The sequence below is a fragment of the Helicobacter sp. T3_23-1059 genome (assembly GCF_053654515.1).
In genome coordinates this window covers 23,017-48,847 of sequence record NZ_JBSIUV010000005.1, presented here as the reverse complement: position 1 = coordinate 48,847, position 25,831 = coordinate 23,017, and the positions used below count along the sequence as shown (strand labels likewise).

Annotated in this window: 33 protein-coding genes and 1 pseudogene; 29 read left to right on the top strand and 5 right to left on the bottom strand. The window is 39.3% G+C overall.

Annotation, left to right across the window (positions count from 1 at the left end; translation table 11 throughout):
• The first annotated feature begins 135 nt into the window (after window positions 1-135).
• The 25 genes and pseudogenes from rpsC to ACWIX0_RS02380 all read left to right on the top strand — a co-directional run bounded on the left by rpsC (window position 136) and on the right by ACWIX0_RS02380 (window position 12,176).
• Complete coding sequence (gene rpsC / locus ACWIX0_RS02500) at window positions 136-840, top strand: 30S ribosomal protein S3 (protein WP_454171666.1); 705 nt, start codon at window positions 136-138, stop codon at window positions 838-840.
• Window positions 840-1,265 carry a 50S ribosomal protein L16 gene (rplP, locus tag ACWIX0_RS02495; protein ID WP_023927913.1) on the top strand — a complete coding sequence of 142 codons (426 nt, stop codon included), beginning with the start codon at window positions 840-842 and terminating at the stop codon, window positions 1,263-1,265. Before rpsC ends, rplP begins: the two co-directional genes overlap by 1 nt.
• Complete coding sequence (gene rpmC / locus ACWIX0_RS02490) at window positions 1,252-1,440, top strand: 50S ribosomal protein L29 (RefSeq protein ID WP_454171664.1); 189 nt, start codon at window positions 1,252-1,254, stop codon at window positions 1,438-1,440. The genes rplP and rpmC overlap by 14 nt, the downstream gene beginning before the upstream one ends.
• Before the next feature lie 3 nt (window positions 1,441-1,443).
• Window positions 1,444-1,710: a 30S ribosomal protein S17 gene (gene rpsQ, locus ACWIX0_RS02485; RefSeq protein ID WP_454171663.1), complete on the top strand. Its 267-nt coding sequence runs from the start codon at window positions 1,444-1,446 to the stop codon at window positions 1,708-1,710.
• Window positions 1,711-1,785: 75 nt separating this feature from the next.
• The gene (rplN, locus tag ACWIX0_RS02480; RefSeq protein WP_023927909.1) at window positions 1,786-2,154 is read left to right on the top strand and encodes a 50S ribosomal protein L14; all 369 of its coding nucleotides are present in this window, start codon (window positions 1,786-1,788) and stop codon (window positions 2,152-2,154) included.
• Window positions 2,155-2,181: 27 nt separating this feature from the next.
• The gene (gene rplX / locus ACWIX0_RS02475) at window positions 2,182-2,415 is read left to right on the top strand and encodes a 50S ribosomal protein L24 (RefSeq protein ID WP_454171660.1); all 234 of its coding nucleotides are present in this window, start codon (window positions 2,182-2,184) and stop codon (window positions 2,413-2,415) included.
• Window positions 2,416-2,417: 2 nt separating this feature from the next.
• Window positions 2,418-2,963 (top strand): 50S ribosomal protein L5, encoded by a 546-nt coding sequence (gene rplE, locus ACWIX0_RS02470; protein ID WP_454171659.1) that lies wholly within the window; start codon window positions 2,418-2,420, stop codon window positions 2,961-2,963.
• 1 nt (window position 2,964) lies between these two features.
• Window positions 2,965-3,150 (top strand): type Z 30S ribosomal protein S14, encoded by a 186-nt coding sequence (locus ACWIX0_RS02465; protein WP_454171657.1) that lies wholly within the window; start codon window positions 2,965-2,967, stop codon window positions 3,148-3,150.
• Between the two features lie 10 nt (window positions 3,151-3,160).
• A complete protein-coding gene (gene rpsH, locus ACWIX0_RS02460; RefSeq protein WP_454171655.1) occupies window positions 3,161-3,556 on the top strand; it encodes a 30S ribosomal protein S8 in 396 nt (131 codons plus the stop codon).
• A 48-nt stretch (window positions 3,557-3,604) separates the two neighbouring features.
• Entirely contained in the window at window positions 3,605-4,141 is a 537-nt protein-coding gene (gene rplF / locus ACWIX0_RS02455) for a 50S ribosomal protein L6 (protein ID WP_454171654.1), read from the top strand.
• Window positions 4,142-4,189: 48 nt separating this feature from the next.
• Entirely contained in the window at window positions 4,190-4,546 is a 357-nt protein-coding gene (gene rplR / locus ACWIX0_RS02450; RefSeq protein WP_454171652.1) for a 50S ribosomal protein L18, read from the top strand.
• A gap of 12 nt (window positions 4,547-4,558) precedes the next feature.
• The gene (rpsE, locus tag ACWIX0_RS02445) at window positions 4,559-4,999 is read left to right on the top strand and encodes a 30S ribosomal protein S5 (RefSeq protein ID WP_454171650.1); all 441 of its coding nucleotides are present in this window, start codon (window positions 4,559-4,561) and stop codon (window positions 4,997-4,999) included.
• Window positions 5,000-5,022: 23 nt separating this feature from the next.
• A pseudogene (rplO, locus tag ACWIX0_RS02440) lies at window positions 5,023-5,328 on the top strand (50S ribosomal protein L15); the annotation flags it as partial.
• 339 nt (window positions 5,329-5,667) lie between these two features.
• Complete coding sequence (gene secY, locus ACWIX0_RS02435) at window positions 5,668-6,927, top strand: preprotein translocase subunit SecY (RefSeq protein WP_454171648.1); 1,260 nt, start codon at window positions 5,668-5,670, stop codon at window positions 6,925-6,927.
• Between the two features lies 1 nt (window position 6,928).
• Window positions 6,929-7,687 carry a type I methionyl aminopeptidase gene (gene map, locus ACWIX0_RS02430; protein WP_454171646.1) on the top strand — a complete coding sequence of 253 codons (759 nt, stop codon included), beginning with the start codon at window positions 6,929-6,931 and terminating at the stop codon, window positions 7,685-7,687.
• Window positions 7,688-7,697: 10 nt separating this feature from the next.
• On the top strand, window positions 7,698-7,916 hold the full coding sequence (gene infA, locus ACWIX0_RS02425) for a translation initiation factor IF-1 (protein WP_454171644.1): 219 nt from the start codon (window positions 7,698-7,700) through the stop codon (window positions 7,914-7,916).
• Window positions 7,917-8,003: 87 nt separating this feature from the next.
• The gene (gene rpmJ, locus ACWIX0_RS02420; RefSeq protein WP_023927895.1) at window positions 8,004-8,117 is read left to right on the top strand and encodes a 50S ribosomal protein L36; all 114 of its coding nucleotides are present in this window, start codon (window positions 8,004-8,006) and stop codon (window positions 8,115-8,117) included.
• 3 nt (window positions 8,118-8,120) lie between these two features.
• A complete protein-coding gene (gene rpsM / locus ACWIX0_RS02415; RefSeq protein ID WP_454171642.1) occupies window positions 8,121-8,489 on the top strand; it encodes a 30S ribosomal protein S13 in 369 nt (122 codons plus the stop codon).
• A gap of 24 nt (window positions 8,490-8,513) precedes the next feature.
• Window positions 8,514-8,906 (top strand): 30S ribosomal protein S11, encoded by a 393-nt coding sequence (gene rpsK, locus ACWIX0_RS02410; protein ID WP_454171641.1) that lies wholly within the window; start codon window positions 8,514-8,516, stop codon window positions 8,904-8,906.
• Window positions 8,907-8,915: 9 nt separating this feature from the next.
• The gene (rpsD, locus tag ACWIX0_RS02405) at window positions 8,916-9,542 is read left to right on the top strand and encodes a 30S ribosomal protein S4 (RefSeq protein ID WP_454171639.1); all 627 of its coding nucleotides are present in this window, start codon (window positions 8,916-8,918) and stop codon (window positions 9,540-9,542) included.
• A 21-nt stretch (window positions 9,543-9,563) separates the two neighbouring features.
• A complete protein-coding gene (locus tag ACWIX0_RS02400) occupies window positions 9,564-10,577 on the top strand; it encodes a DNA-directed RNA polymerase subunit alpha (protein WP_454171637.1) in 1,014 nt (337 codons plus the stop codon).
• Between the two features lie 10 nt (window positions 10,578-10,587).
• Window positions 10,588-10,938, top strand: coding sequence for a 50S ribosomal protein L17 (gene rplQ / locus ACWIX0_RS02395; RefSeq protein WP_454171635.1), 351 nt, complete (start codon window positions 10,588-10,590; stop codon window positions 10,936-10,938).
• 58 nt (window positions 10,939-10,996) lie between these two features.
• On the top strand, window positions 10,997-11,563 hold the full coding sequence (locus ACWIX0_RS02390; protein WP_454171633.1) for a DUF1796 family putative cysteine peptidase: 567 nt from the start codon (window positions 10,997-10,999) through the stop codon (window positions 11,561-11,563).
• Entirely contained in the window at window positions 11,535-11,714 is a 180-nt protein-coding gene (locus ACWIX0_RS02385) for a hypothetical protein (protein WP_454171631.1), read from the top strand. The genes ACWIX0_RS02390 and ACWIX0_RS02385 overlap by 29 nt, the downstream gene beginning before the upstream one ends.
• Window positions 11,715-12,014: 300 nt before the next feature.
• Window positions 12,015-12,176 carry a hypothetical protein gene (locus ACWIX0_RS02380; RefSeq protein ID WP_454171629.1) on the top strand — a complete coding sequence of 54 codons (162 nt, stop codon included), beginning with the start codon at window positions 12,015-12,017 and terminating at the stop codon, window positions 12,174-12,176.
• Window positions 12,177-12,389: 213 nt separating this feature from the next.
• Here the strand turns inward: ACWIX0_RS02380 and ACWIX0_RS02375 are convergent, their stop codons facing one another.
• From ACWIX0_RS02375 to gyrA, 3 genes are all read right to left on the bottom strand, one after another.
• Window positions 12,390-14,228, bottom strand: coding sequence for a phosphoethanolamine transferase (locus ACWIX0_RS02375; RefSeq protein WP_454171760.1), 1,839 nt, complete (start codon window positions 14,226-14,228; stop codon window positions 12,390-12,392).
• A gap of 119 nt (window positions 14,229-14,347) precedes the next feature.
• A complete protein-coding gene (locus tag ACWIX0_RS02370) occupies window positions 14,348-15,151 on the bottom strand; it encodes a phosphoethanolamine transferase domain-containing protein (protein WP_454171627.1) in 804 nt (267 codons plus the stop codon).
• 132 nt (window positions 15,152-15,283) lie between these two features.
• A complete protein-coding gene (gene gyrA / locus ACWIX0_RS02365; protein ID WP_454171758.1) occupies window positions 15,284-17,776 on the bottom strand; it encodes a DNA gyrase subunit A in 2,493 nt (830 codons plus the stop codon).
• A 349-nt stretch (window positions 17,777-18,125) separates the two neighbouring features.
• Between gyrA and ACWIX0_RS02360 the strand changes: the two genes are divergently transcribed.
• From ACWIX0_RS02360 to mnmE, 3 genes are all read left to right on the top strand, one after another.
• A complete protein-coding gene (locus ACWIX0_RS02360; protein ID WP_454171625.1) occupies window positions 18,126-18,593 on the top strand; it encodes a hypothetical protein in 468 nt (155 codons plus the stop codon).
• Window positions 18,594-18,849: 256 nt separating this feature from the next.
• A complete protein-coding gene (gene pta, locus ACWIX0_RS02355) occupies window positions 18,850-19,854 on the top strand; it encodes a phosphate acetyltransferase (RefSeq protein ID WP_454171624.1) in 1,005 nt (334 codons plus the stop codon).
• Window positions 19,855-19,896: 42 nt separating this feature from the next.
• Window positions 19,897-21,453, top strand: a complete 1,557-nt coding sequence (mnmE, locus tag ACWIX0_RS02350) for a tRNA uridine-5-carboxymethylaminomethyl(34) synthesis GTPase MnmE (protein ID WP_454171622.1) — start codon at window positions 19,897-19,899, stop codon at window positions 21,451-21,453.
• A 368-nt stretch (window positions 21,454-21,821) separates the two neighbouring features.
• Here the strand turns inward: mnmE and ACWIX0_RS02345 are convergent, their stop codons facing one another.
• Window positions 21,822-25,223 carry a TonB-dependent receptor plug domain-containing protein gene (locus tag ACWIX0_RS02345; RefSeq protein WP_454171621.1) on the bottom strand — a complete coding sequence of 1,134 codons (3,402 nt, stop codon included), beginning with the start codon at window positions 25,221-25,223 and terminating at the stop codon, window positions 21,822-21,824.
• 39 nt (window positions 25,224-25,262) lie between these two features.
• On the opposite strand from ACWIX0_RS02345, the gene ACWIX0_RS02340 reads away from it, so the two are divergent.
• Window positions 25,263-25,391 carry a hypothetical protein gene (locus tag ACWIX0_RS02340; protein WP_454171619.1) on the top strand — a complete coding sequence of 43 codons (129 nt, stop codon included), beginning with the start codon at window positions 25,263-25,265 and terminating at the stop codon, window positions 25,389-25,391.
• Here ACWIX0_RS02340 and ACWIX0_RS02335 read toward each other — a convergent pair.
• Window positions 25,388-25,588: a hypothetical protein gene (locus ACWIX0_RS02335; protein ID WP_454171617.1), complete on the bottom strand. Its 201-nt coding sequence runs from the start codon at window positions 25,586-25,588 to the stop codon at window positions 25,388-25,390. The genes ACWIX0_RS02340 and ACWIX0_RS02335 overlap by 4 nt on opposite strands.
• Window positions 25,589-25,831 lie beyond the last annotated feature (243 nt).

Sequence of the window (25,831 nt, the reverse complement as noted above, 5' to 3'; positions counted from 1 at the left end):
GACAGATTCTGCAACAAAGGTAGCCAAAAAAGCCAACACAAAGTCTACAAAAGAAACGAAAACTAGCGAGACTACCAAAGTAGCCAAAAGCACACCAAAATCTAAAACTACCAAAAAAGACGAGGATAAATAGCTATGGGACAAAAAGTAAATCCAATCGGACTGCGACTAGGGATAAATCGAAATTGGACTTCGCGCTGGTTTCCAAACTCTAAGGTAACTCCTGCAAATATTATAGAGGATTATCATATTCGTAAATTTCTAAAAAAAGAGTTGTATTACGCAGGCGTTAGCGAAATCATTATCGAGCGAGCAGCTAGCAAAGTCCGCGTAACTGTGGTGGCTGCTAGACCGGGGCTTATCATTGGCAAAAAGGGTGCTGATATAGAGATTAAGCGAGAAGCACTAAAAAAAGAGATTGGCAAGGAAGTTTCTATAAATATAAAAGAAGTCAAACGCCCTCAAGCAAACGCTCAACTTGCTGCTGAAAATGTTGCTACGCAACTAGAAAAACGCGTAGCATTTCGCAGAGCTATGAAAAAGGTAATGCAATCTGCTATGAAATCTGGCGCAAGGGGTATCAAAATCAAAGTTTCTGGGCGTTTGGCTGGAGCAGAGATAGCACGCACAGAATGGTATATGGAAGGTCGTGTGCCACTTCATACACTTCGTGCAAAGATTGATTATGGTTTTGCTGAGGCTTATACCACTTATGGAATCATTGGCGTGAAAGTGTGGATTTTTAAAGGAGAGATTTTGCAAAAGGGAATCCAACCCGAACGCAAAGATGACGGATATGATGATTCTCGTCATAAATCTAGAAGAGGGAGGCAAAGCTAATGTTAATGCCCAAAAAGACAAAATATCGCAAGCAGATGAAAGGACGCAATCGCGGCAAAGCGATGCGTGGCTCAAGTCTAGCGTATGGCAATATCGGTATAAAGGCACTAGAGCTTGGACGCATTGATTCTAGGCAGATTGAGGCTGCAAGGATTGCACTTACGAGGCATATCAAGCGCACAGGTAAGGTTTGGATTCGAGTTTTCCCTGATAAGCCACTTACTGCAAAACCATTGGAAGTGAGAATGGGTAAAGGTAAAGGTGCTGTGGAAAAATGGGTTATGAATATCAAACCGGGCAGAATCATCTATGAAATCACAGGTGTAGAGGAACAAATGGCGCGAGAAGCTCTAATGCTTGCACAAAGCAAACTTCCTTTTAGGACAAAAATCATCACAAGCGAGGGCGAAAATGAAATTTACTGAGATTAAAGACAAAGAAAAAAGCGAGCTAGAAAAAATGCTAAAAGACAAAAAAAACGAACTTTTTGAGCTTCGCTTACAACTTAAGACAATGCAATTAACAAATACGAGCAAGATTTCTTTGGTGCGCAAAGACATCGCTAGAATCAATACAGCAATATCTGCCAAAAAGGACTAAACAATGAGTGATATACAAAAACAGCCACATAAACGCGTCATACAGGGCAAAGTAGTCTCTAAAGCTGGGGATAAGAGTGCTGTGATTTTGGTAGAGCGCAAGGTGGTGCATCCAAAATATCGCAAAATCGTTAAGCGATTTAAAAAATACACTATCCACGATGAAAAAAACCAAGTAAAAGTTGGAGATGTGATTTCTGCGATAGAGTGCAAGCCTATCTCTAAAACAAAATCTTTTAATCTAAAAGAGATAATCCAAGTTGGCGTTTAACGCGCTGTTGTTTGGCAAGTTTGAGTATGTGTGTTTTATATGACAATAGCAGACATAAAATAGCAGGAGAATAGTATGATACAGAGTTTTACAAGACTAAATGTCGCTGATAATAGTGGCGCAAAAGAGATAATGTGTATCAAGGTGCTTGGTGGTAGTCATAAGCGATACGCAAGCGTTGGCGATGTGATTGTCGCTTCGGTAAAAAAAGCTATCCCAAATGGCAAGGTAAAAAAAGCACAAGTTGTAAAGGCTGTTGTCGTGCGGACAAAAAAAGAGATTCACAGACAAAATGGTTCTTTGGTTAGATTTGATGATAATGCAGCGGTGATTTTGGATAACAAAAAAGAGCCAATCGGCACGAGAATCTTTGGTCCTGTTAGCCGTGAGGTGCGCTATGCAAACTTTATGAAAATCGTATCTTTAGCCCCTGAAGTTTTATAAAATAAGTGCAAGTTAGGAGATAAATAGATGACAACAAAGTATAAAATCAAAAAAGGCGATATGGTAAAAATCATCGCAGGCGATGACAAAGGACGAGTAGGCAAAATCCTAGCGGTATATCCCAAACGCGCTCAAGTGCTTGTGGAGGGTTGCAAACTTGCAAAAAAAGCTATCAAGCCAAGTGATGAGAATCAAAAAGGTGGCTTTGTAAGCAAGGAAATGCCTATCCACATTTCTAATGTCAAAAAAGAGGGAGAATAATAATGTTTGCGCTTAAAACAAAATACAACCAAGAAATAAAAGAGCAACTCAAAAAAGAGCTAAATATCACAAATCCTATGCTGTTGCCAAAATTAGAAAAAATTGTTATAAGTGTCGGTGCGGGCGAATATGCTAAGGATTCTAAGATTATGCAAAATATCGCGGATACTATCTCAATCATCGCTGGACAAAAAGCCATCATCACTAAGGCTAAAAAATCTGTTTCTAGCTTTAAAACAAGAGAGGGTATGCCTGTGGGAGTAAAAGTAACACTTCGAGGAAATCAAATGTATAATTTTTTGGAAAAACTCATTGTCATTTCTCTGCCTCGCGTGAAAGATTTTAGAGGTGTGCCAAGAAATGGCTTTGATGGGAGAGGGAATTATAGTTTTGGTTTGAATGAACAGCTAATGTTCCCTGAAGTCGTGTATGATGATATTATGGTAACGCACGGTATGAATATCAATATAATCACTTCAACTCAAGATGATAAAGAGGCATATAAGCTATTAGAGCTATTTGGTATGCCTTTCTCAAAAGGACGATAAGATGGCAAAAAAATCAATGGTAGCAAAAGCAAAAAGAAAAGCAAAATTTAGCGCACGCGCTTACACTCGTTGCAAAGTATGTGGCAGACCGCATTCTGTGTATAGGGATTTTGGACTTTGTAGAGTGTGCTTGCGAAAGATGGGCAATGAGGGGCTAATCCCGGGACTAAGAAAATCTAGCTGGTAAGGAGTAGGTAATGGTAAATGATATTATCGCAGATTCTATTACGAGGATTCGCAATGCTTCAATGAGGCGACTAGAATCTACAACGCTATATTATGCAAAGATTGTTGTTTCTATCCTTGAGGTTTTTAAGGCTCGGGGCTTTGTCAAAGGATACAGCATCAATGATAAAAACGGAAAACAATCGATTTTGGTGCAACTTGCGTATGATGAGCAGGGCAAACCTATCATCAATGAACTAAAGCGTATCAGCAAGCCCGGACGCCGTGTGTATAAAGGACATAGCGAACTAAAGAGATTTAAAAATGGCTATGGTGTGATTGTGGTTAGCACAAGTAAAGGTGTGATTGCAAATGATGAGGCACATCGGCAAAATGTCGGTGGCGAAGCACTTTGTAGTATTTGGTAGCATTGAAATAATACAAATAACAAAGTCAAATATATAAGGAGAAAGATTATGTCAAGAGTTGGAAAGCGACCTATATCTATCCCAGATTCTATCCAAGCAAGTATAGAGGGTAGCAAAATCGTATTTAAAAGCTCAAAAGCAAGCAAAGAGTTAGAGACACACGGGCGCGTAAAGATTGATTTACAAAACAAAGAGCTAGCATTTAGTGCCATAGATTCTACGCCCGAGTCTCGTGCATTTTGGGGGACTTATAGGGCTTTGGCAAACAATATCGTCATAGGGCTAACAGATGGTTTTAGCAAGACGCTAGAGATAAATGGTGTAGGATACAAAGCCTCTGTTTCGGGCAAGGTTTTGGAGCTTGCGCTTGGATTTTCTCACCCCGTGAAATACCCTATCCCCGATGGTGTAGAAATGAGCGTGGATAAAAATCAGCTCATCATAAAAGGTAATGACAAACAACAAATCGGGCAAATCGCTGCAGAAATCCGTGAATTTCGTCCGCCAGAGCCATACAAAGGCAAGGGGATTAAATACATTGATGAAGTGATTATCCGCAAAGCGGGCAAAACAGCCAAGAAATAAAGAAAGCAAGTTTATTTTGACATAAGTTGAAACCAAAAGGATAGCAAAATGACACCAAAGATTTTAGAACTAAAAAAGACATTGCGATTGAAGCGTAAAGCACGCATTAGAGGCAAGATTTCAGGCACAGCTTCTTGCCCTAGAATCACCATTTTTCGCTCTAATAAATATTTATACGCTCAAGCCATTGATGATACGCTTGGCGTAACGATTGCAAGCATTGATGGCAAAAAGCTAAAACTTGGCAATAATAAAGAAAATGCTAAACAAATCGGTAGCACATTTGCTAAAGACTTGCAAAAAAAAGGCATTAGCAATGCTGTGTTTGACCGCAATGGATATTTGTTTCACGGCGTGGTAAAAGAGTTTGCAGAATCTATGCGAGAAAATGGCATTAAGCTATAAAAAAGGAAAACAATGGAAATCAACAGAGAAGAATTTAGCGAAGTTGTGGTAAATATCGGGCGTGTAACCAAAGTCGTAAAAGGTGGGAGACGCTTGCGGTTTAATGCGCTTGTGGTGGTTGGAAATCGCAATGGGCTTGTGGGTTTTGGACTTGGAAAAGCAAAGGAAGTTCCCGATGCAATCAAAAAAGCCATTGACGATGCGTTTAAAAATATCATCAAAGTCAATGTAAAAGGCACGACTATCGCACACGATATAGAATACAAATACAATGCAAGCAAAATCTTGCTAAAGCCTGCTAGTGAGGGGACGGGCGTGATTGCTGGTGGCTCTGCTAGACCTGTGATAGAGCTAGCAGGGATAAAAGATATTCTTACCAAATCGCTAGGCTCTAGCAATCCATACAATGTCGTTAGAGCGACTTTTGACGCGCTCTCTAAAATCAAAGCATAAATTACATAAAGCAAGGAGAATCTATGGCTTCTTTACATTTGATTAAACCTGCTAAGGGTAGCACAAAAGATATTAAACGAGTAGGTCGCGGGCAAGGTAGCGGTATGGGCAAAACCTCCACTCGTGGTGGAAAAGGACAGACTGCACGCACAGGCTACAAAGCAAAAAGAGGCTTTGAGGGCGGACAGCAACCATTGCAAAGACGACTTCCAAAAGTAGGCTTTGTAAGCCATATCCAAAAGCCATACGCCATAAATGTAGATAAAGTAAAACAAGTCGCCCAACTATCCCAAATAAGCATAGAATCAATCCATACCGTGCATAAACTTCCTAGTTTTGCACGCGGTTTAGATACTTTAGATTCTAATGCAAGTAAGAAAGGCGAGACAAAAGATTCTGCTACACATTCACCAAAGGCAAACAAAGGTAATGCTAAACAAATATCAAAAGAGCCAAAGATTTTAGTCAAGCTAATCGGCGAGGGCGCAAAAGCACTTACAAACAAAATAACAGATAGTAGAATCTCTGTGAGTGGCAAAAAAAGTAAGCCAAAATCTAGCCAAGAGACACAAGATAGTCAAGCGTAAAACAAGTGTATGATATAGTTGTCATTTATCATCAAAACTTCGCAACGACAAAAAAATAACGCACAATACGAGTAAGATACGATGAATAAAACAATCATAAATAAGATTTTAATTACTCTAGCATTTCTTTTTGCATACAGGGTATTAGCTTATATCACTATCCCCGGTGTTGATTTGGTCGTCATAAAAGATTTTTTTGATACCAATCAAAGCAACGCACTAGGCTTGTTTAATATGTTTAGTGGCAATGCAGTGGAGCGATTAAGCATTATTTCGCTAGGCATTATGCCTTATATTACTGCGTCTATCGTTATGGAGTTGCTAGCAGCGACTTTCCCAGCTTTAGGCAAAATGAAAAAAGAGCGAGATGGTATGCAAAAATATATGCAGATTATCCGCTATGTAACGATTTTTATCACTGTGATTCAAGCTATTAGCGTATCTTTTGGGCTACGAAGTATCGGTGGTGGTAGCAATGGTGCGATACTCATTGATATGAGTGAGTTTTTGGTAATCTCTGTTTTTTGTATGCTGACAGGGACTATGCTACTTATGTGGATAGGGGAGCAAATCACTCAAAGAGGCGTGGGGAATGGGATTAGTCTTATCATTTTTGGTGGGATTGTCTCTGGGATACCAAGCGCGGTTGCCGCGACATTTAAGCTAGTAAATACAGGCGAAATCAACATTCTTAGCCTTATTTTTATCGCCGCGATTATTATCGCTACGATTTGTTGTATCGTGTATATTGAGCTAGCTGAACGCAGGATTCCTATTTCTTATGCTCGCAAAGTCATTATGCAAAATCAAAATAAGCGAATTATGAATTATATTCCTATTAAATTAAATCTTAGTGGGGTGATTCCTCCTATTTTTGCTTCTGCGATTTTGGTATTTCCATCTACGATTTTGCAAGCCTCAAGCAATCAATACCTCCAAGCTGTCGCAGATTTTTTAAATCCAAATCAATATTTTTATAATATTTTAATGTTTGTGCTTGTGGTGTTTTTTGCATATTTTTATTCATCTATTGTGTTTAATGCCAAAGATATTGCGGATAATCTAAAACGGCAAGGTGGATATATCCCGGGTATGCGACCGGGTGAAGGGACTTCATCGTTTCTAAATTCTGTGGCAAATAACTTAACGCTGTGGGGTTCTTTATATCTTGCCCTTGTTTCTACTTTGCCTTGGATTTTGGTAAAGCTACTTGGTGTGCCGTTTTATTTTGGCGGGACAGCCGTGCTTATCGTGGTGCAAGTCGCTATCGATACGATGAGAAAAATCGAAGCACAAATCTATATGAATAAATACAAGACGCTTAGTGCGGTAGGATTCTAGTTTGGCTATCGTTATCCGTAATAAAAAAGAGATAGATTCTATCGCAAAGGCTTCTTCTATCGTAGCAAGTGCGCTAAACCTAGCTAGCAAAAGTGCAAAAGCAGGGCTTAGTCTAAAAGAGCTAGATTCTATGCTAGAAAATCATATTTTGCAAAATGGTGGCAAACCTGCTTTTAAAGGACTTTATGGTTTTCCAAATGCCACTTGTCTATCGCTAAATGAAATTATCATTCACGGAATCCCAACGGATTATAAACTAAAAGAGGGCGATATTTTAGGCATTGACTTAGGCGTGGAGTGTGATGGCTGGTATGGCGATGGTGCGGTAAGCATAGGGATTGGCAAGATTAGCAAAAAAGATGAGGAGCTAATCGCTTGCGCAAAAGATACGCTTTATGAAGCGATAGATTTTATCAAAGTAGGCTTGCACTTTAAGGAGTTAAGTTTATTTTTAGAAGATCGTATCAAATCAAAAGGTTTTGTGCCTTTGCTTGGATTTTGCGGACACGGCATAGGTAGAAAGCCACACGATGAGCCTGAAATCCCAAACTACTTAGAATCCAAAAACCCAAAGCAAGGACCCAAAATCAAAGAAGGAATGGTTTTTTGTATAGAGCCTATGATAGCTCAAAAAAATGGCGAGCCTGTGATTTTGGCTGATAAGTGGTCGGTTAGGGCAAAAGATGGACTAAATGGTAGCCATTATGAACATACTCTAGCTATCCAAAACGGAAAAGCTAGAATCCTAACAACAATTTAAGGAGGTTAGATTGGCAAAAGATGATGTCATAGAAGTCGATGGCAAAGTAATAGAAGCATTGCCAAATGCGACTTTTCGCGTGCAACTTGATAACGGGCATATTGTGCTTTGTCATATTGCAGGCAAAATGCGAATGCACTATATTAAGATTTTGCCCGGCGATACGGTTAAATTAGAGCTTACTCCATATAGTTTGGACAAAGGCAGAATCACTTATCGATATAAGTGAAAATAAGCGTGTTTTAAACTAAATTTGGGTAAAATCTCGGTTTTCAAAAATCAAAGGCATAATGTTTTGATATAAAAAGGAGCGACAATGAAGGTTAGACCATCAGTAAAAAAAATGTGTGATAAGTGTAAGATTATCAAAAGAAAAGGTGTTGTGCGAGTGATTTGCTCCACTCCCAAACATAAACAAAGACAAGGATAGAAAATGGCTAGAATTGCTGGTGTAGATTTGCCAAAAAAGAAACGAGTTGAGTATGCGCTTACTTATATCTATGGTATCGGGCTAAAAAGCTCTAGAGATATTTTAAGTGCGGTAAATATTTCTTTTGACAAGCGGGTTGATAATCTCAGCGAGAGTGAAGTTTCTGTAATCGCAAAAAAAATACAAGAAAGCTATATTGTTGAAGGGGATTTGCGTAAAAAAGTGCAAATGGATATAAAATCATTGATGGATTTGGGGAGCTATCGTGGATTGCGACATAGAAAGGGGCTACCCGTGCGAGGACAAACTACCAAAAATAACGCTCGCACACGAAAAGGCAAACGCAAGACCGTTGGCTCAAAAAGCTCATAAAAGCACTTACGCAAAGGATAAAATATGGCAAAAACCACTACAAATAAAAAGCGCGTTGCAAAGAAAAATATTGCACGAGGTATCGTGTGTATTTCTGCAACTTTTAACAACACAAATGTAACCGTTACTGATGAAATGGGCAATGTGATTTGCTGGGCTACTGCTGGGGGATTGGGGTTTAAAGGTAGCAAAAAATCTACCCCCTATGCAGCCCAACAAGCCGTTGAAAGCGCATTAGCAAAAGCAAAGGAGCACGGAATCAAAGAAGTAGGCATAAAAGTGCAGGGACCGGGAAGTGGCAGAGAAACAGCGATAAAAAGCGTGGGAGCGACAGAGGGCATAAAAGTGCTGTGGCTAAAAGACATCACTCCGCTTCCGCATAATGGTTGCAGACCACCCAAAAGACGAAGAGTATAAGGAGGCAATATGGCACGATATAGAGGACCGGTAGAAAAGCTAGAGAGGCGATTTGGCGTATCTTTAGCATTAAAAGGAGAGAGGCGATTAGCAGGGAAAAGCGCGCTTGATAAGCGTCCGTATGCACCTGGGCAACACGGACAAAGGCGAGGCAAGATTTCAGACTATGGATTGCAACTACGCGAAAAGCAAAAAGCAAAGGCTATGTATGGGGTTTCTGAAAAACAATTCCGCTCTATTTTTGTCGAGGCAAATCGCTTGGAGGGCAACACAGGGGAAAATCTTATACAGCTTATTGAGCGCAGGCTTGATAATGTCGTGTATCGTATGGGGTTTGCTACGACTAGGCGAAACGCTAGACAGCTTGTTACACACGGGCATATTTTAGTCGATGGCAAAAGGCTAGATATACCCTCATACATTGTCAAAGCAGGACAAAAAATTGAGCTTAAAGAAAAATCTAAAAATAACCCACAAGTTGTCCGCGCACTTGACTTGAGTGCTCAAAGTGGTATTGTGGCGTGGGTTGATGTCGATAAGGATAAAAAGTTTGGGATTTTCACTCGCTATCCGCAAAGAGAAGAAGTTGTGATTCCTATTGAAGAGAGACTTATTGTTGAGTTGTATTCTAAATAACGCTAAAAAGTAGGTGATGATATGGATATTTTTAAGACAGTTCCTCACATTCCAAATGAGATTTTAGTAGAGGACATTGGCACAAATCGTATTCGTGTAAGTGTGTGGCCTTTTGAGCCGGGTTATGGCATTACTTTTGCGCATCCGTTGCGTAGGCTTATGCTATCTTGCACTCCGGGTTATGCACCTGTTATGTTGCATATTGATGGGGTTTCCCACGAGTTTGATTCTATGCGTGGTGTGGTAGAAGATGTAACACCATTTATTATGCATCTAAAAAAGATTCGTTTTGCAAGCAAGACAAAAGAATTGCAAAATACAATTCGCCTAAACTACAACTTTAAAGGTCCTATGGAGCTAAAAGGGGCACATTTAGCAAACGATGAAATTGATGTCGTAAATAAAGAAGAACACCTTGCCACTATCAATGAAGATGCGAAGTTTAGCTTTTCATTAGTAGTTAAGCGCTCTATTGGATTTAAGCCAAATGATTTGGTGCGAAAAGACAAAGATTTTACAGGAGAAATCGGGTTGATTCCGCTAGATGCACATTTCACACCTGTAAAAAAGGTAATCTATGAAATCCAAGATGTGCTTGTGGAGGATAATCCAAATTTTGAAAAAGTCGTGTTTGAAATCGAATCAGACGGGCAGGTAGAGCCTCTTGATGTGTTTAAAAACTCTATCGCCATAGCCCAAGCGCATATGAATATATTTGGTAGTGAAGTATCTGTGCTAAACCCAGATATTAAATTCCCTCCAGATGACCCAATCGATTTAAAAACTCTGCTTATCAAAATTGATACGCTAAACCTTAGCACAAGGTGTTTTCACTGCCTTGATAAAATCGGCGTGCAATATATCGGCGAGCTAGCTATGATGCCAGAATCTACTTTGAAAGGCATCAAAAATATGGGCAAAAAATCCTTTGATGAGATTGCTGAAAAGCTTAGCTCTCTTGGCTATCCTATCGGCTCAAGCCTCCCTCCAGAAGTCCAAACCGCGTTTAATAAAAAAATAGGCAAAACAAGATAAGGAGCTAAAAATGAGACATCATCACGGCTATCGTAAATTAGGCAGGACAAGCGCACATAGAAAAGCATTGCTAAAAAATCTTGCCATAGCACTTATTGCAAATGAAAAAATCGAAACAGGCGTATTTAAGGCAAAAGAGTTGCAAACTTATATTGAGAGGCTCGTAACAACTGCTAGAGTAGGGGATTTTAACGCCCATAGACTTGTGTATGCGTATCTGCAAAATAAATCCGCTACCAAAAAACTATGCACTGAAGTAGCCCCACGATATAAAGAGAGAAAAGGTGGCTACACACGCATAAACCGCACTCGCACAAGACGCGGCGATGCTTCACAAATGGCGATTATTGAGTTTGTGTAGAATCTAAAACAATCCTTAGATTATAATCATCTAGTTTGCTAATTTAGGTAACAAATTTATGTTTAGATGGATTCAAAAACGCATTGATTATTTTTATGGAATCATTCGTGCGGATTTGTTTATAAGCGTTGGCAGTGCGTGTCGTCCAGCACATTATTTGCAAAAATTTAATTTACGGAAATTTTCATCACCATTTGATTGGATGATGGCATATAAATTAGAGTATATCGCTTATTTTCTCAAAAATGATGGTGCGGATTTTTTTGCAAAATTTGAAGAGATTCGCAAAGATGAGAGCAGATATAGCCATAGATTTGTGCAAGATACTCAAACGGGTATGATTTCAATGCACGATTTTTCGCGCGATAAAAGCGTTGAGGATTATTACCCTGAATTTATTAACAAATATAAGCGTAGGCTTGCAAATCTTAAAAACGCGCTATCAAACTCGAAACACATAGTTTTTGTTGGAAATAGAGATAATGATTTGCAAGATTTTCAAGTCTTTTTAGACGAAATGCAAAAAATTCATACTGCAAAATACACTTTTATCAATGTGAGACATAGCAAAAGAAGTATGACAAAACGCACAATGATTGGGGGGGGGGGGGAATTATATCATTGAATACTCTTTTAACGATATTCACCCACAAGGTAGCACAAATCAAAACCCAGATTTTTGGATTGGGAATGTCAAAAAATGGAATCGCATAATGCGCAAACTTCGCCTCTCTGCAAACTGCAAGCATAAGCGAGATACACTAATCATAGATTAACTAAACTGACAGAATCAAAAAAAAGGCTCAATCCAACTCAATCTCACATAAATAAGTCTTAAGTTATGGTTGCACCGATGAATAACAAGTATATTATTCGTCCAAGATTTTCAGAGGCTAAATTTGTGAGCGATTCTTAAATATGTTTCTATTTTGCTTACGCTATTAACTTTGCAAGAAGTTTAGATATTAAAGCCTCAAAAATATCAAAAATTACGCAAATTTCAGAAGTTACATTACGCTACGATTTTTAAGCAAATTAGAATCTTAATCGTAAAAGAATATGAAAAAATATCTAAAATGCAAGGCGAAATTGAAGTTAATGAAAGCAATATTTTAATATGGATTTTCGGTGCTAGGCGAGTGAGGAAAAAGAGGGTGGATATGGCAAAAAACCACCATTTTTTTGCTTCGTTTGACTTGCAACTGCAAACAAAATGGGCTATGCTAAACATAGATTAAGCAAACTTAAAGGCATTAAAAAAGAGAGAGTTTCTTACTTCATTTGAAAGAAACAGAATTTAGATAGCTATCACCAAAATCAATGGACAAGATTTGTATAAAATCTTGTCAAAAAAATAATAAGAAATCAACCGCTTAAGTTTAATTGAGCCTTACTAATTTAACATTCAATATTGCGATATAATTTTACACTACAAAATCATATCGCTATTTTTACCGCCACGCGCCTTTTTCGCCTGCCAAAATGACTTTGATTTGCGCATCATCAAAAACTTTGTGGCTATGAGCTTGTTCCCTCCACGACTGTCCCTCATTCCAAGTTAGCAAGTCAATATCCCTGCCTTGCGCGTTTTTTAGCCCTAATGATTTGGTAAAATCATAGAGATAGTATGGGAATGAAAGCGCATTTACATTGCCACTTGTGGCTACATTTTCTAAATGTGCTTTGATTCTATCAGCGGATTTTAGCTCATCTTGCGTGTAGTAAGGCACATAGTAGCTTGTGTAAAATCCAGCGTCCCTGAACGCCTTTAACGCTACAAAATCCCCGCTCTCAACGATAATATTTTGCACTCCAAAATCCGTCTTTGCTACAATGTGTTTTAGCTCTTTTAGCGCGGATTTCGCATTGTTTGAATCCAAATTTTTAAAATCAACCCAAATTTTTGAAGTATTTTTATGATTTTTAACATTGCCATAAAAGGCTTTATTTTTTGCCACGATGATTTCTAGCATCTCGCTTAAATCTAACCCAATGCTTTTTTCCACACCATCGTGTCCCACATCAAAATATGGCTTTTCTTTGCCTACTTGCCTTACTAGATTTTCATCAAAGAAATGCACATCGATTTCAAAATTCCCATATTCGCCAAAATACCGCTCTAATTTTGCGATTTCATCAACGCGATGAAGCCAAATTTTGTTTGGCACTAAAAATTGCGCCTTATTTTTTAGCTCTTTATCATAATCCACGCCATAGATGATTCGCGCCCGATTTGCGTTAAATTTGGGACTAAAAAGGCTAAATTTATAATCCAAATCCGCGCATTCAATCCCTAGCAAATCAAAAAATGCGTGCATAAAATTATCCGTCATAAAGGGCAGATTTTGCGCCTTTTTCACGCGCTTTTCAATGTTTGGGTGGGCTTTTTTAAACTTATCGCTCATATAAATCATAAAAGGAATCTCCACCATATAGCGCGAGACAAAGCTATAAGTATGCCCCAAAAAATCGCGCTCATCAAAGACTTCATCGCAATGGTCGCTAAAATAAAACACGATTGCTTCATCATTTTCAAATTCTTTGATGATTTGTGCGACTATTTCATCATTGTAAGCCACCACGTTTGCATAGTCTGTGCGCATTTGGAGTTGTGCGTCATTTAGTGGTTTTTTATCCTCACCATAAAATCTATCAAGGCTTTTAGCGCGTAAATCCTGCGGGGCAAATGTGGCTTTGTCCTTTGGATAGCGATGTTCATAGTGTCCGTGTGTGCCCATAAGATGAAAAACGATAAATTGCGAATCTTGCGAAATTTGTGAATTTGAGTGCAAATCTTGCGCGTTAGATTCGCTTGAATCTTGTGCGTCTGTGTGCGAATCTCGCGTGTATATTTTAGATTCTCTCAAATCTTGATTTGCCCGATATTTTGCAAACATTTTTAGCAAAATCTCATCATAAAGTGCGTTTTCCAAACTCCCGCGATTCGTGCTATATTGCGTGAAATGGGCGCGTTTAGAAATCGCTTGAAATACATTACCCCACACGCTTATTGAATCTTGATTGCTAAACCACGCGGTTTTGTATCCCAAAGCTTTCATCGCGTCAATGATATTCATCTGCGTGTGCCACGCGATTTCTTTGTTTTCGTAGTTGTGAAAAGTGAGTGCGTATTTTAGTGCTTCATTTGTGTGCGTGGCTGGGGCGACTATATCTCTAAAAGCGTAGAGATTGCCACTCTTTTGAAGTGCGCCTAAATGTGGCGTAGTTGGCAATGGATAGCCATATACCGACATATAGTTGCGCTGTGTGGATTCGCCGATGATTAGGATAATTTTTGGGATTTTTGATTTTTGAGAAATGTAGGGGGATTTTTTCGTAGAATCTAAATTTTGCGGATTTTGCGTGGAGATTTTTGCGGGATTTTGCGCAGTATTTTGCGTGGCGTTTTTTAGGCTATGAGAGTTCCCCCCCCCCCGATATTCGCGCTATTTTGAGCGAGTTTAGATTCTACCATTGCGTCCAAATACGCATCAAAATTTCGATAATCTTTAAAATCTTTGCTTAATTTGCGATGATATTTTATCGCCTCTGCCACGCGAAGCATTTCGCTTTTTCTGCCTAAATTTGCCAAATCCTTTTTGTGTGCGTAGCTTGCAATTAGCACAAGGGCTAGGATTCCAAGCGCGAATTTGGGATTTAGCGTAATTGTGATTTGTCGCGGGAGCGCGAATTTTTTAGGCAATGCAAAAATATTTGTGCAAAATAGCGCACTAAATATACCAAACGCGACCAAAGCAAAAAGCGTTTTGGCATTTGCATACATTGCGATAAATTCTCTCGCTTCGCGCACATTACTTGCCAAAAGCACCTCAACGGCGGCATAATTGATTACCGAGTAGAAATTAAGGATTAAGAAAATATTTATCGTGCCGATAGCAAATGTAAGGGCAAAAATCGCATTTAGCGCGATATTTGCCACGATTCGCGAGAAAAACGCACAAACATAAAGAATCGCGTAAGTTGCGACAAAATTAAAGGCAATCGCTCTAAAAAATCGCTTTTGCAATTCATAAAAGCTAAAATTATCTGCCATTATCGCAAACGCAACGCTATTTAGGCAAATAATGTAGAAAAATTTGGGCGAGAGAATCTTGTAATTATGAGCAACGGAGATTCGGGTTTGAAAATAGCTCAATAAACGCGATTTTACGCGCAAAATGTAGGATTTAAGAAAGAATGTGTTTGAAAGCATTTTTTATCCTTTTGTAAAATTTTAGCAATAAAAGAAAAAATCTTAAGCATACCGTGCTTGAAGTGATTTACCTAGAATCCCATCTCTAAATTCCACCTCCAAAAATCCATTCAACATCCCCTCCACTTTTTGTTATTCTTCTACTTCTGTATTCTCGCTATTTTCATCTGCTTCATCATCTCCTTTATCTTCTTTTGGGCAAGTAACGGCAAATGCGACTTTTTCACCTGCCACATTTACGATTTTTACCCCCATCGTGTTGCGGGCAGATTCTCTTATAGCTTCGGTATCTACGCGTATCATTTTACCCTTGCTTGTTAGCACCATAAGGTCTAGTTTTTCATCATTTACATTGACTACGCTTACTAGATTCCCTGTTTTTTTGTCATCTATTTTCATTACGATGACGCCCTTGCCACCGCGCGATTGCAAGCGATATGCACCTGCATTTGTTTGCTTGCCTATGCCTCTCTCACTTACCGTTAGGAGTTTGTCCTCATCGCTTCCTATCGTAGTGGCTGCAATTACGCAGTCATTTTTTTCTTTAAATCGTATGCCTGTTACGCCTCTTGCTACCCTGCCGATTTCCCTAGCATCATCGACTGGGAATTTAATACACATTCCTTTTTGCGTAGCGATAAATAGCTCTTTGACTTCTTGGGTTATGATTCTAGCGGTTACGACTTCATCTTTTTCATCTAGGTTTATCGCTCGCACGCCCACACTTCGTATGTTGCTATATTCACTTAGATTAGTGCGTTTGATGATTCCGTTTTTGGTGAAAAACACTAGCGATTTATCTTTGTTAAAATCTTTTGTAGTGATTGTCGCCATTATCTTTTCATCAGCTTGCAAGTTGATTAGATTTACCACAGCTTTGCCGATAGCCGTGCGTCCAGCTTCTGGGATTTTATAGACTTTTAGCCAATAGAGTTGTCCGCGATTTGTGATAAACATTATCGTATCGTGCGTATTTGCCACAAAGAAAGATTCTATAAAATCATCTTCGTGCGTGTTGCCACTGATTTTGCCTTTGCCACCACGATTTTGCTTTTCATAAGTTTTTAGCAAGACGCGTTTGACATAGCCTCTGTGGCTCATCGTTACCACCACAGGTTCATTTGGGATTAAATCCTCTATATCAATGCTATCATAATCCTCCTCAATCTGCGTCCTGCGAGGCGTGGAGAATTTATCTTTGATTTCGGCTAGTTCATCTTTGATGATTTCTTTTAGTCGCTCTTCGCTTTTTAGGATTTTGCTTAGCTCATCGATTAGTTTTAGGAGCTCGGCGTATTCATTTTCGATTTTATCGCGCTCTAGCCCTGTTAGTCGTTGGAGACGCATTTCTAGGATTGCTTTTGCTTGTAGCTCGCTTAAGCCAAATTTGCTCATAAGCCCATTTTTTGCTTCCTCTGTGTCCTTGCTAGCGCGGATTAGCTTTATGACTTCATCGATATTATCTAGCGCGATTTTTAGCCCCTCTAGGATATGCGCTCTAGCCTTAGCTTTTTCTAGCTCAAAAATCGTGCGGCGGATAATAATCGTCTTTCTATGTGAAATAAAAATATTTAGCAATTCTAAAAGTGTGAAAATCTTTGGCTCTTTGTTATTTACCGCTAGCAGTATGATTCCAAATGTGCTCTCCATCGTTGTGGATTTATAAAGATTATTTAGCACGATTTCACTCATTGCATCTTTTTTTAGCTCGATGACTACGCGCATACCATCTCTATCGCTTTCATCTCGCACTTCGCTTATGCCCTCTATGACTTTTTCTTTTGCTAGCTCGCTTATTTGCTCCACTAGCTTTGCTTTATTGACTTGGTAGGGGATTTCATCGATGATGATAATGTCTTTTGTCTTGGTTTTTTCTATGTGGGTTTTTGCCCTTACGCGTATGCGTCCTCTTCCCGTGCCATACGCGTCAATTATGCCCTGCTTGCCATAGATGATTCCACCTGTTGGAAAATCTGGTCCTTTGATATGTTCTAGTAGCGTATCTAGCGAAGCAGTTGGATTGTCTATGACACAAAAAAGCGCGTCTATAATCTCATCAATTCTATGCGGAGGAATGCTTGTAGCCATTCCCACAGCGATACCGCTTGAGCCATTTACTAGCAGGTTTGGAATCCGTGTCGGCAAGACATCTGGCTCTTTTTGCGTGTCATCATAGTTTGGGACAAAATCAACCGTATCTTTATCTATGTCGCGGAGCATTTCCTCGCTTGCTTGCGTCATGCGCGCTTCGGTATATCGCATAGCAGCCGCACTATCGCCATCGATTGAGCCGAAATTCCCCTGCCCATCGACTAGCTCTAATCTCATAGAAAAATCTTGCGCAAGCCTAACAAGCGCGTCATAAACCGCCGTATCGCCGTGCGGGTGATATTTACCGATGACATCACCCACGATTCTAGCGGATTTTTTATAGCTAGCCCTCGAGCTTACGCCTAGTTCGTTCATCGCATAGAGGATTCTGCGATGCACAGGTTTTAGCCCGTCTTTTGCATCAGGCAAAGCCCTCCCCACAATCACGCTCATCGAATAATCTAAATAGCTCTCTTTTATACTATCATCAATATTTATGTCTATGATATTTTTATCATCAAGTAGATTGTCCATTTGCAGCACTCCCAAAAGTAAAAAGATAGAATCATATCTCGCCAAATCCGCATCAAAATCCGCCAAAAAGCAAGAATCCAAATAACGCCCAAATAACGCAAGACATAAAAAAACGCAAATTTTAACCAAAGTTTGCTTAAAAGCAAATTGTGAATTAAGGATTTTATAGATAGATTTTAATGATTTGTCAAAATCTTTGTTTTGGGCTTGTTTTGGGGCAAAATCTTTATCATTTTTTTAGGCAAACTTGCTATAATCGCTATTTTTTTGAAACTTTCTTGCCATAAATCTTATCAAATCTTGCCATTTCTTGCCATTTTGCAAAAATCTTACAAAAAGGGGAATCCAAATGACACCGCTTAGCACGCAGCATATTTGTTTGTCGCAGACTAAAACTTTTGCGATTTTTTCATTGCCTGCTTTTGTTTTGATTTTGGCAGGGTTTTTTGCTCCTGCTTTTGGGGCAAAGCCATTTAGCAATATCACAAGTATGTCTGTAAATATGGAGGGCAAAGAAATGTTTAAACTTTTTGCAAGGCAGGATTATAAAATCTGGGGGTTAGATTATTGTGCGAATTATTCGCGTGATTTGCAAGCAAATGCGGAAGTCAAAAAAGACATAGATTCTCTAAAAGAGCGGTTAAAATGGGGAGGCAAACGCCCACTAAAAGAATTGCAAAACTACATTGACAAGCATCATAAAATCCGCTCGCTTTTATCCTGCTTTGCGATGTATGACTCGCAAAAATACCAAGACGAAGTCGAGCGAATAATCCGCAAATACTGCAAAGACTGCTATTGTGAAACCTGCAAATAGATTTTAATCAATAATTGACTTTACATACGCGCGATAGCGATATTTTTTTAGCCGAATTTTTTAGATGATTTTTAGTCGTTTTTGCTAGCCGACTTTTTCAAACATTTGCGCTTTACAAACCAAAATCTACGCTAAAAATGTGTATAAAAGTAATCTTTTGTGATTTTGGTAGGCGACAAAGCAGTGATTTAGTCATAAATTTACCCAAAATAGCATATATTTTTGTATCTCAAAAATTCTTAAAAAGAGGTGTAAAATGAGTTTTATCGACAACATTAAGGCAAAGGCAAAAGCTGACATTAAAAAAATCGTGTTGCCAGAGACGAGCGATATACGCACGCTTGAGGCGGCTAGCGCGATACTAAAAGAGGGCTTTGCAGAAGTGATTTTGGTAGGTGATGAGGCGGATATACATACACGCGCAAAGGACAAGGGCGTAAGCGTGCAAAAAGCAGAGTTTATAAACCCCGCTACTAGCCCTCTTTTAGAGGAATTTATCGCGCTTTTTGTAGAATTACGAGGAGCAAAGGGAATGACAGAATCTAGCGCGAAAGAGTTGTTGCTTAATAATCCGCTGTATTTTGGCGTAGCATTGGTGCGAAGTGGCAAGGCAGATGGAATGGTCGCAGGCGCGATAAATGCGACTTCTGATGTGCTGCGAGCGGGGCTACAAATCATCGGCACGGCAAAAGATTCTAAAATCGTCTCAAGTTTTTTTGTGATGGTCGTGCCACATTGTGATTTTGGGCTAAATGGGACTTTTGTCTTTGCGGACTGCGGGCTAGTGCAAAAACCTAGCGCAGAGGAGCTCGCCCACATTGCCATTAGCTCGGCAAAAAGCTTTGAATCTCTCACAAAAACCACGCCTTTTGTGGGCTTGCTAAGCCACTCCACCTATGGCAGTGCCAAGCACGATGATGTTACCAAAGTAACGCAAGCGCGTGATATTGCCAAAAGCCTTGCGCCAAATATCGCTATTGACGGGGAATTACAACTTGATGCGGCTATCGTGCCAAGCGTGGGAGAATCTAAAGCAAAAGGCTCAAATGTCGCAGGCAAGGCAAATGTGCTGGTGTTCCCTGATTTAGATTCTGGAAATATCGGGTATAAACTCGTGCAACGGCTCGCAAAAGCAGAGGCGTATGGTCCTATCACGCAGGGAATGGCAGCCCCAATTAACGATTTATCGCGCGGGTGCAGTGCGGAGGACATCGTAGGCGTAGTCGCCTTAACCGCCCTCCAAGCGCAAGGCAATAAATAAAACTCCAATATGTTAAACCACAAGCGCAAAACAGGGTAGATTTTGCAATACGAAAAAGACACAATCGTAGCGATTGCCACAGCAAGTAGTGGCATAGGAGGGGGAATCGCAATAATCCGCATAAGCGGGGCTAACGCGCTTTATATCGCACAACAAATTGCCAAACCCGCCATAAAATCTGCAAATTCTGCAAACGCCAACACTGCTACAAAAAATTCTACAAATCTATCAAAATCTACTAGCAATGCAAACAACAAAATCAACGAAAACGACACAAATTCTGCAAAATCCACCACAAACACAAGCAATGCAAACAACGCAAAATCCACAAAAGAATCTAGCCTAGATTTTGCCCCGCGCTACGCTACGCTGTGCAATATTTATGACAAAGATGAAATCTTACTAGATGAAGCGATTATTATTTATTACAAAGCCCCGCATAGCTACACCTGCGAAGATATTATCGAAGTGCAATGCCACGCAAGCGATATTATCGCCCAAAAAGTGCTAGATTCTTGCTTGCATTATGGAGCGAGGCTCGCACGCGGTGGAGAATTTACCAAGAGGGCGTTTTTAAATGGCAGGATTGATTTATCTCAAGCAAATGCCATCTCTCAAATGATAGCCACAAAGGACGCATTTTTGCAAACCGCGCTTATAGCCCAACTAAAAGGCTCTTTGGGGGATTTTGTGCGCGAAGTGCGCGAAGTGCTATTGTTAGCTCTTGCTAGTGCTGAAATGATGATTGATTATAGTGAGGAGGAGATACCTAGCGATTTTATTGAAAGCATAAAAATAAACCTAAAATCCTTGCAAACTAGGCTATGTAGAATCTATGATTTTTCTACCACAAGAGCAAAAATAGGCAACGCGTGGAAACTAGCAATCATCGGCAAACCAAATGTAGGAAAATCCTCCTTGCTAAATGCGATTTTGCTTGAAGAGAGGGCGATTACCTCAAATATCGCAGGGACGACACGCGATAGCATAGAAGAAGAGATTTTAATCGATGGTAGCATTATCCGTCTTATCGATACAGCAGGGATACGAGCTAGCAATGATGTGATAGAATCTAAAGGCATAGAGCGTAGTTTGCAAGCTATCAGGGAGGCAAATATTATCTTAGCAGTGTTTGATAGCTCAAATGCGCTAAATAGCGAGGATAAAGAGGTGATAGAGATTTTGAGCGCAAACAAAAGCGATAAAAAAATATTAGCTATTTTAAACAAAAGCGATTGCAAAAATGCGCTATCAAGCCCTAATGTGGAGCGTATAAAATCTATCTGCAAAGATATGCTAAAAATAAGTGCGCTAAAAGTAGAGCAAACAGCGCGTATAATGCACGACAAGCTAAAAGAAATCATCAATCAAAGTAACCTAAAAGGCGAGATAATCCTAAGTGCACCATACCAGCTAGAATCCATAAAATCTAGCATTGCGCATTTGGATTTAGCATTAGGCAGGTTAAAAGAGGGCGAGCTAGAGCTATTTGCCTACCATATCAAAGACACGCTAGCATCTATCGGGCAAATCACCTCGCCCTATACAAATGAAGAAATGCTAGATAAAATGTTTAGTGAATTTTGTTTGGGGAAGTAAGATTTTGGTGATAAATCTCACAACATAAGAGGACATATTTTTGTTTGTGATGATTTTTTGTTTGCAAATTTTATTTGCAAGTTTGTTTGTAAATTTGTTTGTAAGTTTGTTTTGCAAGCATTTTTATTTGCAATGATTTTTGCTTAAAAAAAATCGTAAAATCTTGCAATTACAGCGCGTCTGTCATACTAATGTTTTTGCAAGAAATCAAAATGCCACAAATGATTTTAAAAATTTACATTAGATTTTGAAGTTTGCGTTATTTGTAGGAATTTGCATTATTTGTAGATTTTTGCATTTGCTTTCGTTTTTGAGTTTAATTTTTGGATATTTAGGCTTGTTGAGAAAGATTTAAGTATGACAACTTTTTAAAATTTATACCCCACTTGAAACCAAAATTGTCGTCCTACTTCATACACAGGCACAGCAGTTGTCCCTGCGGTTGCACTATAAGAAGCCGAAGCAATGGCAAGATTTTTAGAATCTAGCACATTATAAATATCCACATTTGCATACAAAGTATTGTCTTTCCACACATTGACTTCAAAGCCTAGCCGAATATCCCAAGTAAATGCCCCTTTGATACGAAGCGGACGAAAGGTATCCACATACGCGCCATTTACTTTATCAGGCTGTGGGCGGTTATTTACGCCACCATAGCTTGCAGGCGTGCTTGCCATAGCAAGATAGCTACTTCTATACCGAAAGAAATTATTTAATAGCCACCTTGTGCGTCCAATGCTAAAGCTATGCGTGGTATTTAGTCGTATCGTGTAAGGGCGGATAAAGTTCTCTGCGGGTTTATCTGCGTAGCGGATTATTTGTCCATTCCAGCTTATCCATTGATTTGCTAGCTCTAAATTTGTAAGCGTATCGGTATAATCCGTGTAGTTGCGCCTCACATTTGTCCAATCGTACGCAAATAACATATTATGTTTTATGCCTAAAATCTCTAGCGGTGCGTTATTTTGCAAAGTAATTGTAACGACATTTGTTGTGGATTTTCCCTCATTTGTGTATATGTAATAGTTGCTTTGATACGCAGGGTCTGCGGGCAATCCACTTACATTGCGACTGCTTCTGCGCACTTCATCTTTGCCTAGACGATAGATATATTTTACCCCCAAGCTAAAATTATGGAGATTTTGCACAAAACCTATCATCATCTCATCGACATAGGGGACTTTGAGCTGGCTAAATTTGGTTTGATTTTGCCCAACCTGATATACGCAGTTGTAGCTATAATCAGCTGTTTGTGGGTCGCATACATTGCCTGTGGCAAAATGCTCCGCTAAAATATCATCAAAACTTTTATCAGGTCCGCTTCTTGTGATATATTTTAGCAATGTATTCATTCCATCAGCGAGCGCGTAAGCAAAGATATTGCGCCCATAGTAGCGATTTAGCCCCCCTGTGATTTGTGTTTTAAATTCTGAAAGTGCAGGGGTAATGTAGTTTAGACTAAAGCGCGGAGCAAAAGTAACCTTTCCCATATAGCTATCTGTATCTACGCGCATTCCAAGTCTAGTATTTAGCTCGCCTAGCTTCCATAAGGGTAAGTTTATATCATCTTCTACAAACACCGCTCCCAACGCATTGTCTAACCCAACTCCCCCCTTTAATAACGCCCTAGAGCCTGTTACCCATTGTCCATATTCCCAAATCTGCGTGTTGTAGCCATTGACTTGTGTTGTGCCATCGCTTATGCCAAAATCTTGCAACGAGATTACACGGTAGTTATCATATTGACTCTCACCCTTTGAAGTATCGGCCGCAGCATACTTCCTGCTAGCATTTGTATAGACATAAGTTGTTTTTGTGGTATCGCACCATTCTTGGTTCGTGTCTAAGCAGTTAGCCTGCATTTGCGCATTCATAGGGCGTGGGGAATGTGAGCTAGCATAATATAATCTAGGATTTTCATTTTGGACATATTGGTAGGCGATTTCTGCACCGAGTGAGAATCTATGCGTGGTTTTTAGCACTTCAAATTCTCTAAAATCTTGCGTTATTTTATTGCTTAGTGTGTGCTGTGTAGAATGGTATGGAGCGTGTCCTCCCTGCCTTACACTCCCCCAAGTATAATCCCAATTTTTTGCCTCACTCATATACCAAAACTGATGATTTGTATAGCCTATCGTCTCTGTGGAATTTTGCATATACGAATAGCTTAGCGCGTTTGTAAGCGTGCCTAAAGCATTATCCCAAGTTGTTTTTAGCCCTGCTTGATGTCCTCCTAAAATTGAAGTATAAAAATTATCTCTCGTCCCTGAGATAAAATATGTATTGTTTTGTGGTGCGTAAGAATAAGTAAATTCTGCCCTGACATTTGGGCTAAAATCATAATAAGCTTTGAAAAAATAGTTATATGATTGGCGATTTTGATTTTGCTTTTTTGGCGTTATACCACCTGCCTCTAAGTAGCTAAGAGAGTTATACCAAAGTGGGATAAAACTAAGCGTGCTAGAAAAACTCGCTAGCACACCAAATCGCTCATTGACTTTAGATTCTGTGCTAGCGCGTATTAAATGTTTGGTAAAAACGGGCTGATTTGATTCACTGCTAGAATTGATAAAATTTGAAAGTTGTGTATCTGTGGTGGCGTTTATATGATAGTTGGTAAGGGAGAATTTACTAGGGTCGGCATTACCCTGCGTGAATTGATAAGAAATATTTGCGCCGTATTTTTTGCTAGGACGCCGTGTATTTGCCTCCACTACGCCACCTGTGAAGCCTCCATAAGCCGCTCCTATGTTAGAATCTTGCACCGTGATAGACTCTAAAAGGCTTGTGTCGATATTTAACCCTTGAGATTGTCCCTTTGCCCCGCCATAATAGCCCGTAGTCCCCATAGGATTTATATCATTATTCATATTAAACCCATCAAGTTGGAAATTGTTTTGATAATGCAATCCCCCGCTAATGCTGATTCTCGCAGGGTCAATCTCTCCGGGCGTAGTGCTTCGTTGCTGTGCTATGTCGTATTGGACATTGGGGAGGATTTTTAAAATGCTTGTTATATCCCCATTCCCACTTGGATTAGAATCTAACATTTGCCTGCTTATTTCGCCCGCACTAGATTGATATTTTTCCCTAGATTCTGCGTTTATATCTTTATGCCCTGTGGCAGTTACCTTGCCTAAATCCTTTGCTTCTAAGTTTATTGATTCTAAGTCGTTTGATTTTTTTAGTTTATTGTATCGCGAGGATTTGTCAAATGTTTGTGGTGTGGAATCTGTTTGTTGGGAAGTTATTGCATTTTGTGCAAAAAACATTTGCATAGAATCTGTTTGTATAGATTTTGTTGATTTCATAGAATCTATATCATTTGTCATATTGAGCGCGTAGCGCGAAATATCTCTATAATTATTTATGAAAACATTGTTTTGTGTATTTGTGTTGTTTGCAACTTGCATAGAATCTATTGTGGTTTGTGGCAAATCTTTTTGTGTAGAATTTATTTTTGAAGTTGTTGCCTCTTGTGGCAAATATGCTTGCACAAAATCCGTGCGGATAGAATCTATTTTGGCTAATTTTATGTATTTTTGTGGGTTTATTTTGCTTTTATCATTGCGAGAATTTGTAAAATATTTAGCCCAATAAGGATTGCCGTCATTGCGAGAATTTGCGCATAGCGTAGAATCGTGGCAATCTATTTTGCTTGAATTATAGATTGCCACGCTCGCGTTGCTCGCTCGCAATGACGATTTACTTGAAGGGTTAAAAGCCCCCTCCCTTTCGGAGGGGGTTTGGGGGTGGGTATAGCCCACATTAGAATCATTTGTAGCGTTTTTTGAGGAAGCGGGAGTTTGATTTACCCTCCCCCTAACCCCCTCCGCAAGGGAGGGGGGATAAAAGGCAAAATCCTCCGCAATGGAGGGGGAAAGTGTGGGATTATTATTTACAATGGAGGGGGAATCTTTGTCGTTATGGCTTAGAATAGCATTAGAAAGATTTTGCGCGGAGTTACTCTCTCTCTCTCTCTCTCGTTATTAGCAAGCGTAGCATTACTTGCAGTTGTCATATTTTGGGCTAATGTATCTTTGGCAAATGCGATATGATTAGCAAAGCCACACGCCATAGCCACGCTTACAAATGCCAATGCTTTATTGATTTTTATCCCATACAAAACCATTTCAAACCCCTTTTTTACGCAATCTTTACAAAATCTTTTAGAACATTTGGATTCTTGTAAATGTTGATTTTCTCATTATGTTTAGCATTTTAAGAAAATAAGATTCACAAGCAAAATGTAAAATAAATGTGAATTGTAAAATCTTTATGCTTAAATAAATATAAAATTACTAGCACATTATCAAAATAACTTTTTATATTTTTTCACTTTGCGCTTTTTACCATTTTTTAGTCATTTTTAGCT

Coding starts and splice junctions, on each gene's coding strand:
- rplX (WP_454171660.1), top strand. CDS start 2,182: ATGACAACAAAGTATAAAATCAAAAAAGGCGATATGGTAAAAATCATC.
- ACWIX0_RS02360 (WP_454171625.1), top strand. CDS start 18,126: ATGACACCGCTTAGCACGCAGCATATTTGTTTGTCGCAGACTAAAACT.
- rpsK (WP_454171641.1), top strand. CDS start 8,514: ATGGCAAAAACCACTACAAATAAAAAGCGCGTTGCAAAGAAAAATATT.
- rpmJ (WP_023927895.1), top strand. CDS start 8,004: ATGAAGGTTAGACCATCAGTAAAAAAAATGTGTGATAAGTGTAAGATT.
- rpsD (WP_454171639.1), top strand. CDS start 8,916: ATGGCACGATATAGAGGACCGGTAGAAAAGCTAGAGAGGCGATTTGGC.
- rplN (WP_023927909.1), top strand. CDS start 1,786: ATGATACAGAGTTTTACAAGACTAAATGTCGCTGATAATAGTGGCGCA.
- rpmC (WP_454171664.1), top strand. CDS start 1,252: ATGAAATTTACTGAGATTAAAGACAAAGAAAAAAGCGAGCTAGAAAAA.
- pta (WP_454171624.1), top strand. CDS start 18,850: ATGAGTTTTATCGACAACATTAAGGCAAAGGCAAAAGCTGACATTAAA.
- rpsH (WP_454171655.1), top strand. CDS start 3,161: ATGGTAAATGATATTATCGCAGATTCTATTACGAGGATTCGCAATGCT.
- ACWIX0_RS02370 (WP_454171627.1), bottom strand. CDS start 15,151: ATGCTTTCAAACACATTCTTTCTTAAATCCTACATTTTGCGCGTAAAA.
- rpsE (WP_454171650.1), top strand. CDS start 4,559: ATGGAAATCAACAGAGAAGAATTTAGCGAAGTTGTGGTAAATATCGGG.
- secY (WP_454171648.1), top strand. CDS start 5,668: ATGAATAAAACAATCATAAATAAGATTTTAATTACTCTAGCATTTCTT.
- rplE (WP_454171659.1), top strand. CDS start 2,418: ATGTTTGCGCTTAAAACAAAATACAACCAAGAAATAAAAGAGCAACTC.
- ACWIX0_RS02390 (WP_454171633.1), top strand. CDS start 10,997: ATGTTTAGATGGATTCAAAAACGCATTGATTATTTTTATGGAATCATT.
- rpsQ (WP_454171663.1), top strand. CDS start 1,444: ATGAGTGATATACAAAAACAGCCACATAAACGCGTCATACAGGGCAAA.
- rplQ (WP_454171635.1), top strand. CDS start 10,588: ATGAGACATCATCACGGCTATCGTAAATTAGGCAGGACAAGCGCACAT.
- ACWIX0_RS02380 (WP_454171629.1), top strand. CDS start 12,015: ATGCAAGGCGAAATTGAAGTTAATGAAAGCAATATTTTAATATGGATT.
- rplR (WP_454171652.1), top strand. CDS start 4,190: ATGACACCAAAGATTTTAGAACTAAAAAAGACATTGCGATTGAAGCGT.
- rpsM (WP_454171642.1), top strand. CDS start 8,121: ATGGCTAGAATTGCTGGTGTAGATTTGCCAAAAAAGAAACGAGTTGAG.
- gyrA (WP_454171758.1), bottom strand. CDS start 17,776: ATGGACAATCTACTTGATGATAAAAATATCATAGACATAAATATTGAT.
- ACWIX0_RS02335 (WP_454171617.1), bottom strand. CDS start 25,588: ATGGTTTTGTATGGGATAAAAATCAATAAAGCATTGGCATTTGTAAGC.
- ACWIX0_RS02465 (WP_454171657.1), top strand. CDS start 2,965: ATGGCAAAAAAATCAATGGTAGCAAAAGCAAAAAGAAAAGCAAAATTT.
- rplF (WP_454171654.1), top strand. CDS start 3,605: ATGTCAAGAGTTGGAAAGCGACCTATATCTATCCCAGATTCTATCCAA.
- rplP (WP_023927913.1), top strand. CDS start 840: ATGTTAATGCCCAAAAAGACAAAATATCGCAAGCAGATGAAAGGACGC.
- ACWIX0_RS02400 (WP_454171637.1), top strand. CDS start 9,564: ATGGATATTTTTAAGACAGTTCCTCACATTCCAAATGAGATTTTAGTA.
- rpsC (WP_454171666.1), top strand. CDS start 136: ATGGGACAAAAAGTAAATCCAATCGGACTGCGACTAGGGATAAATCGA.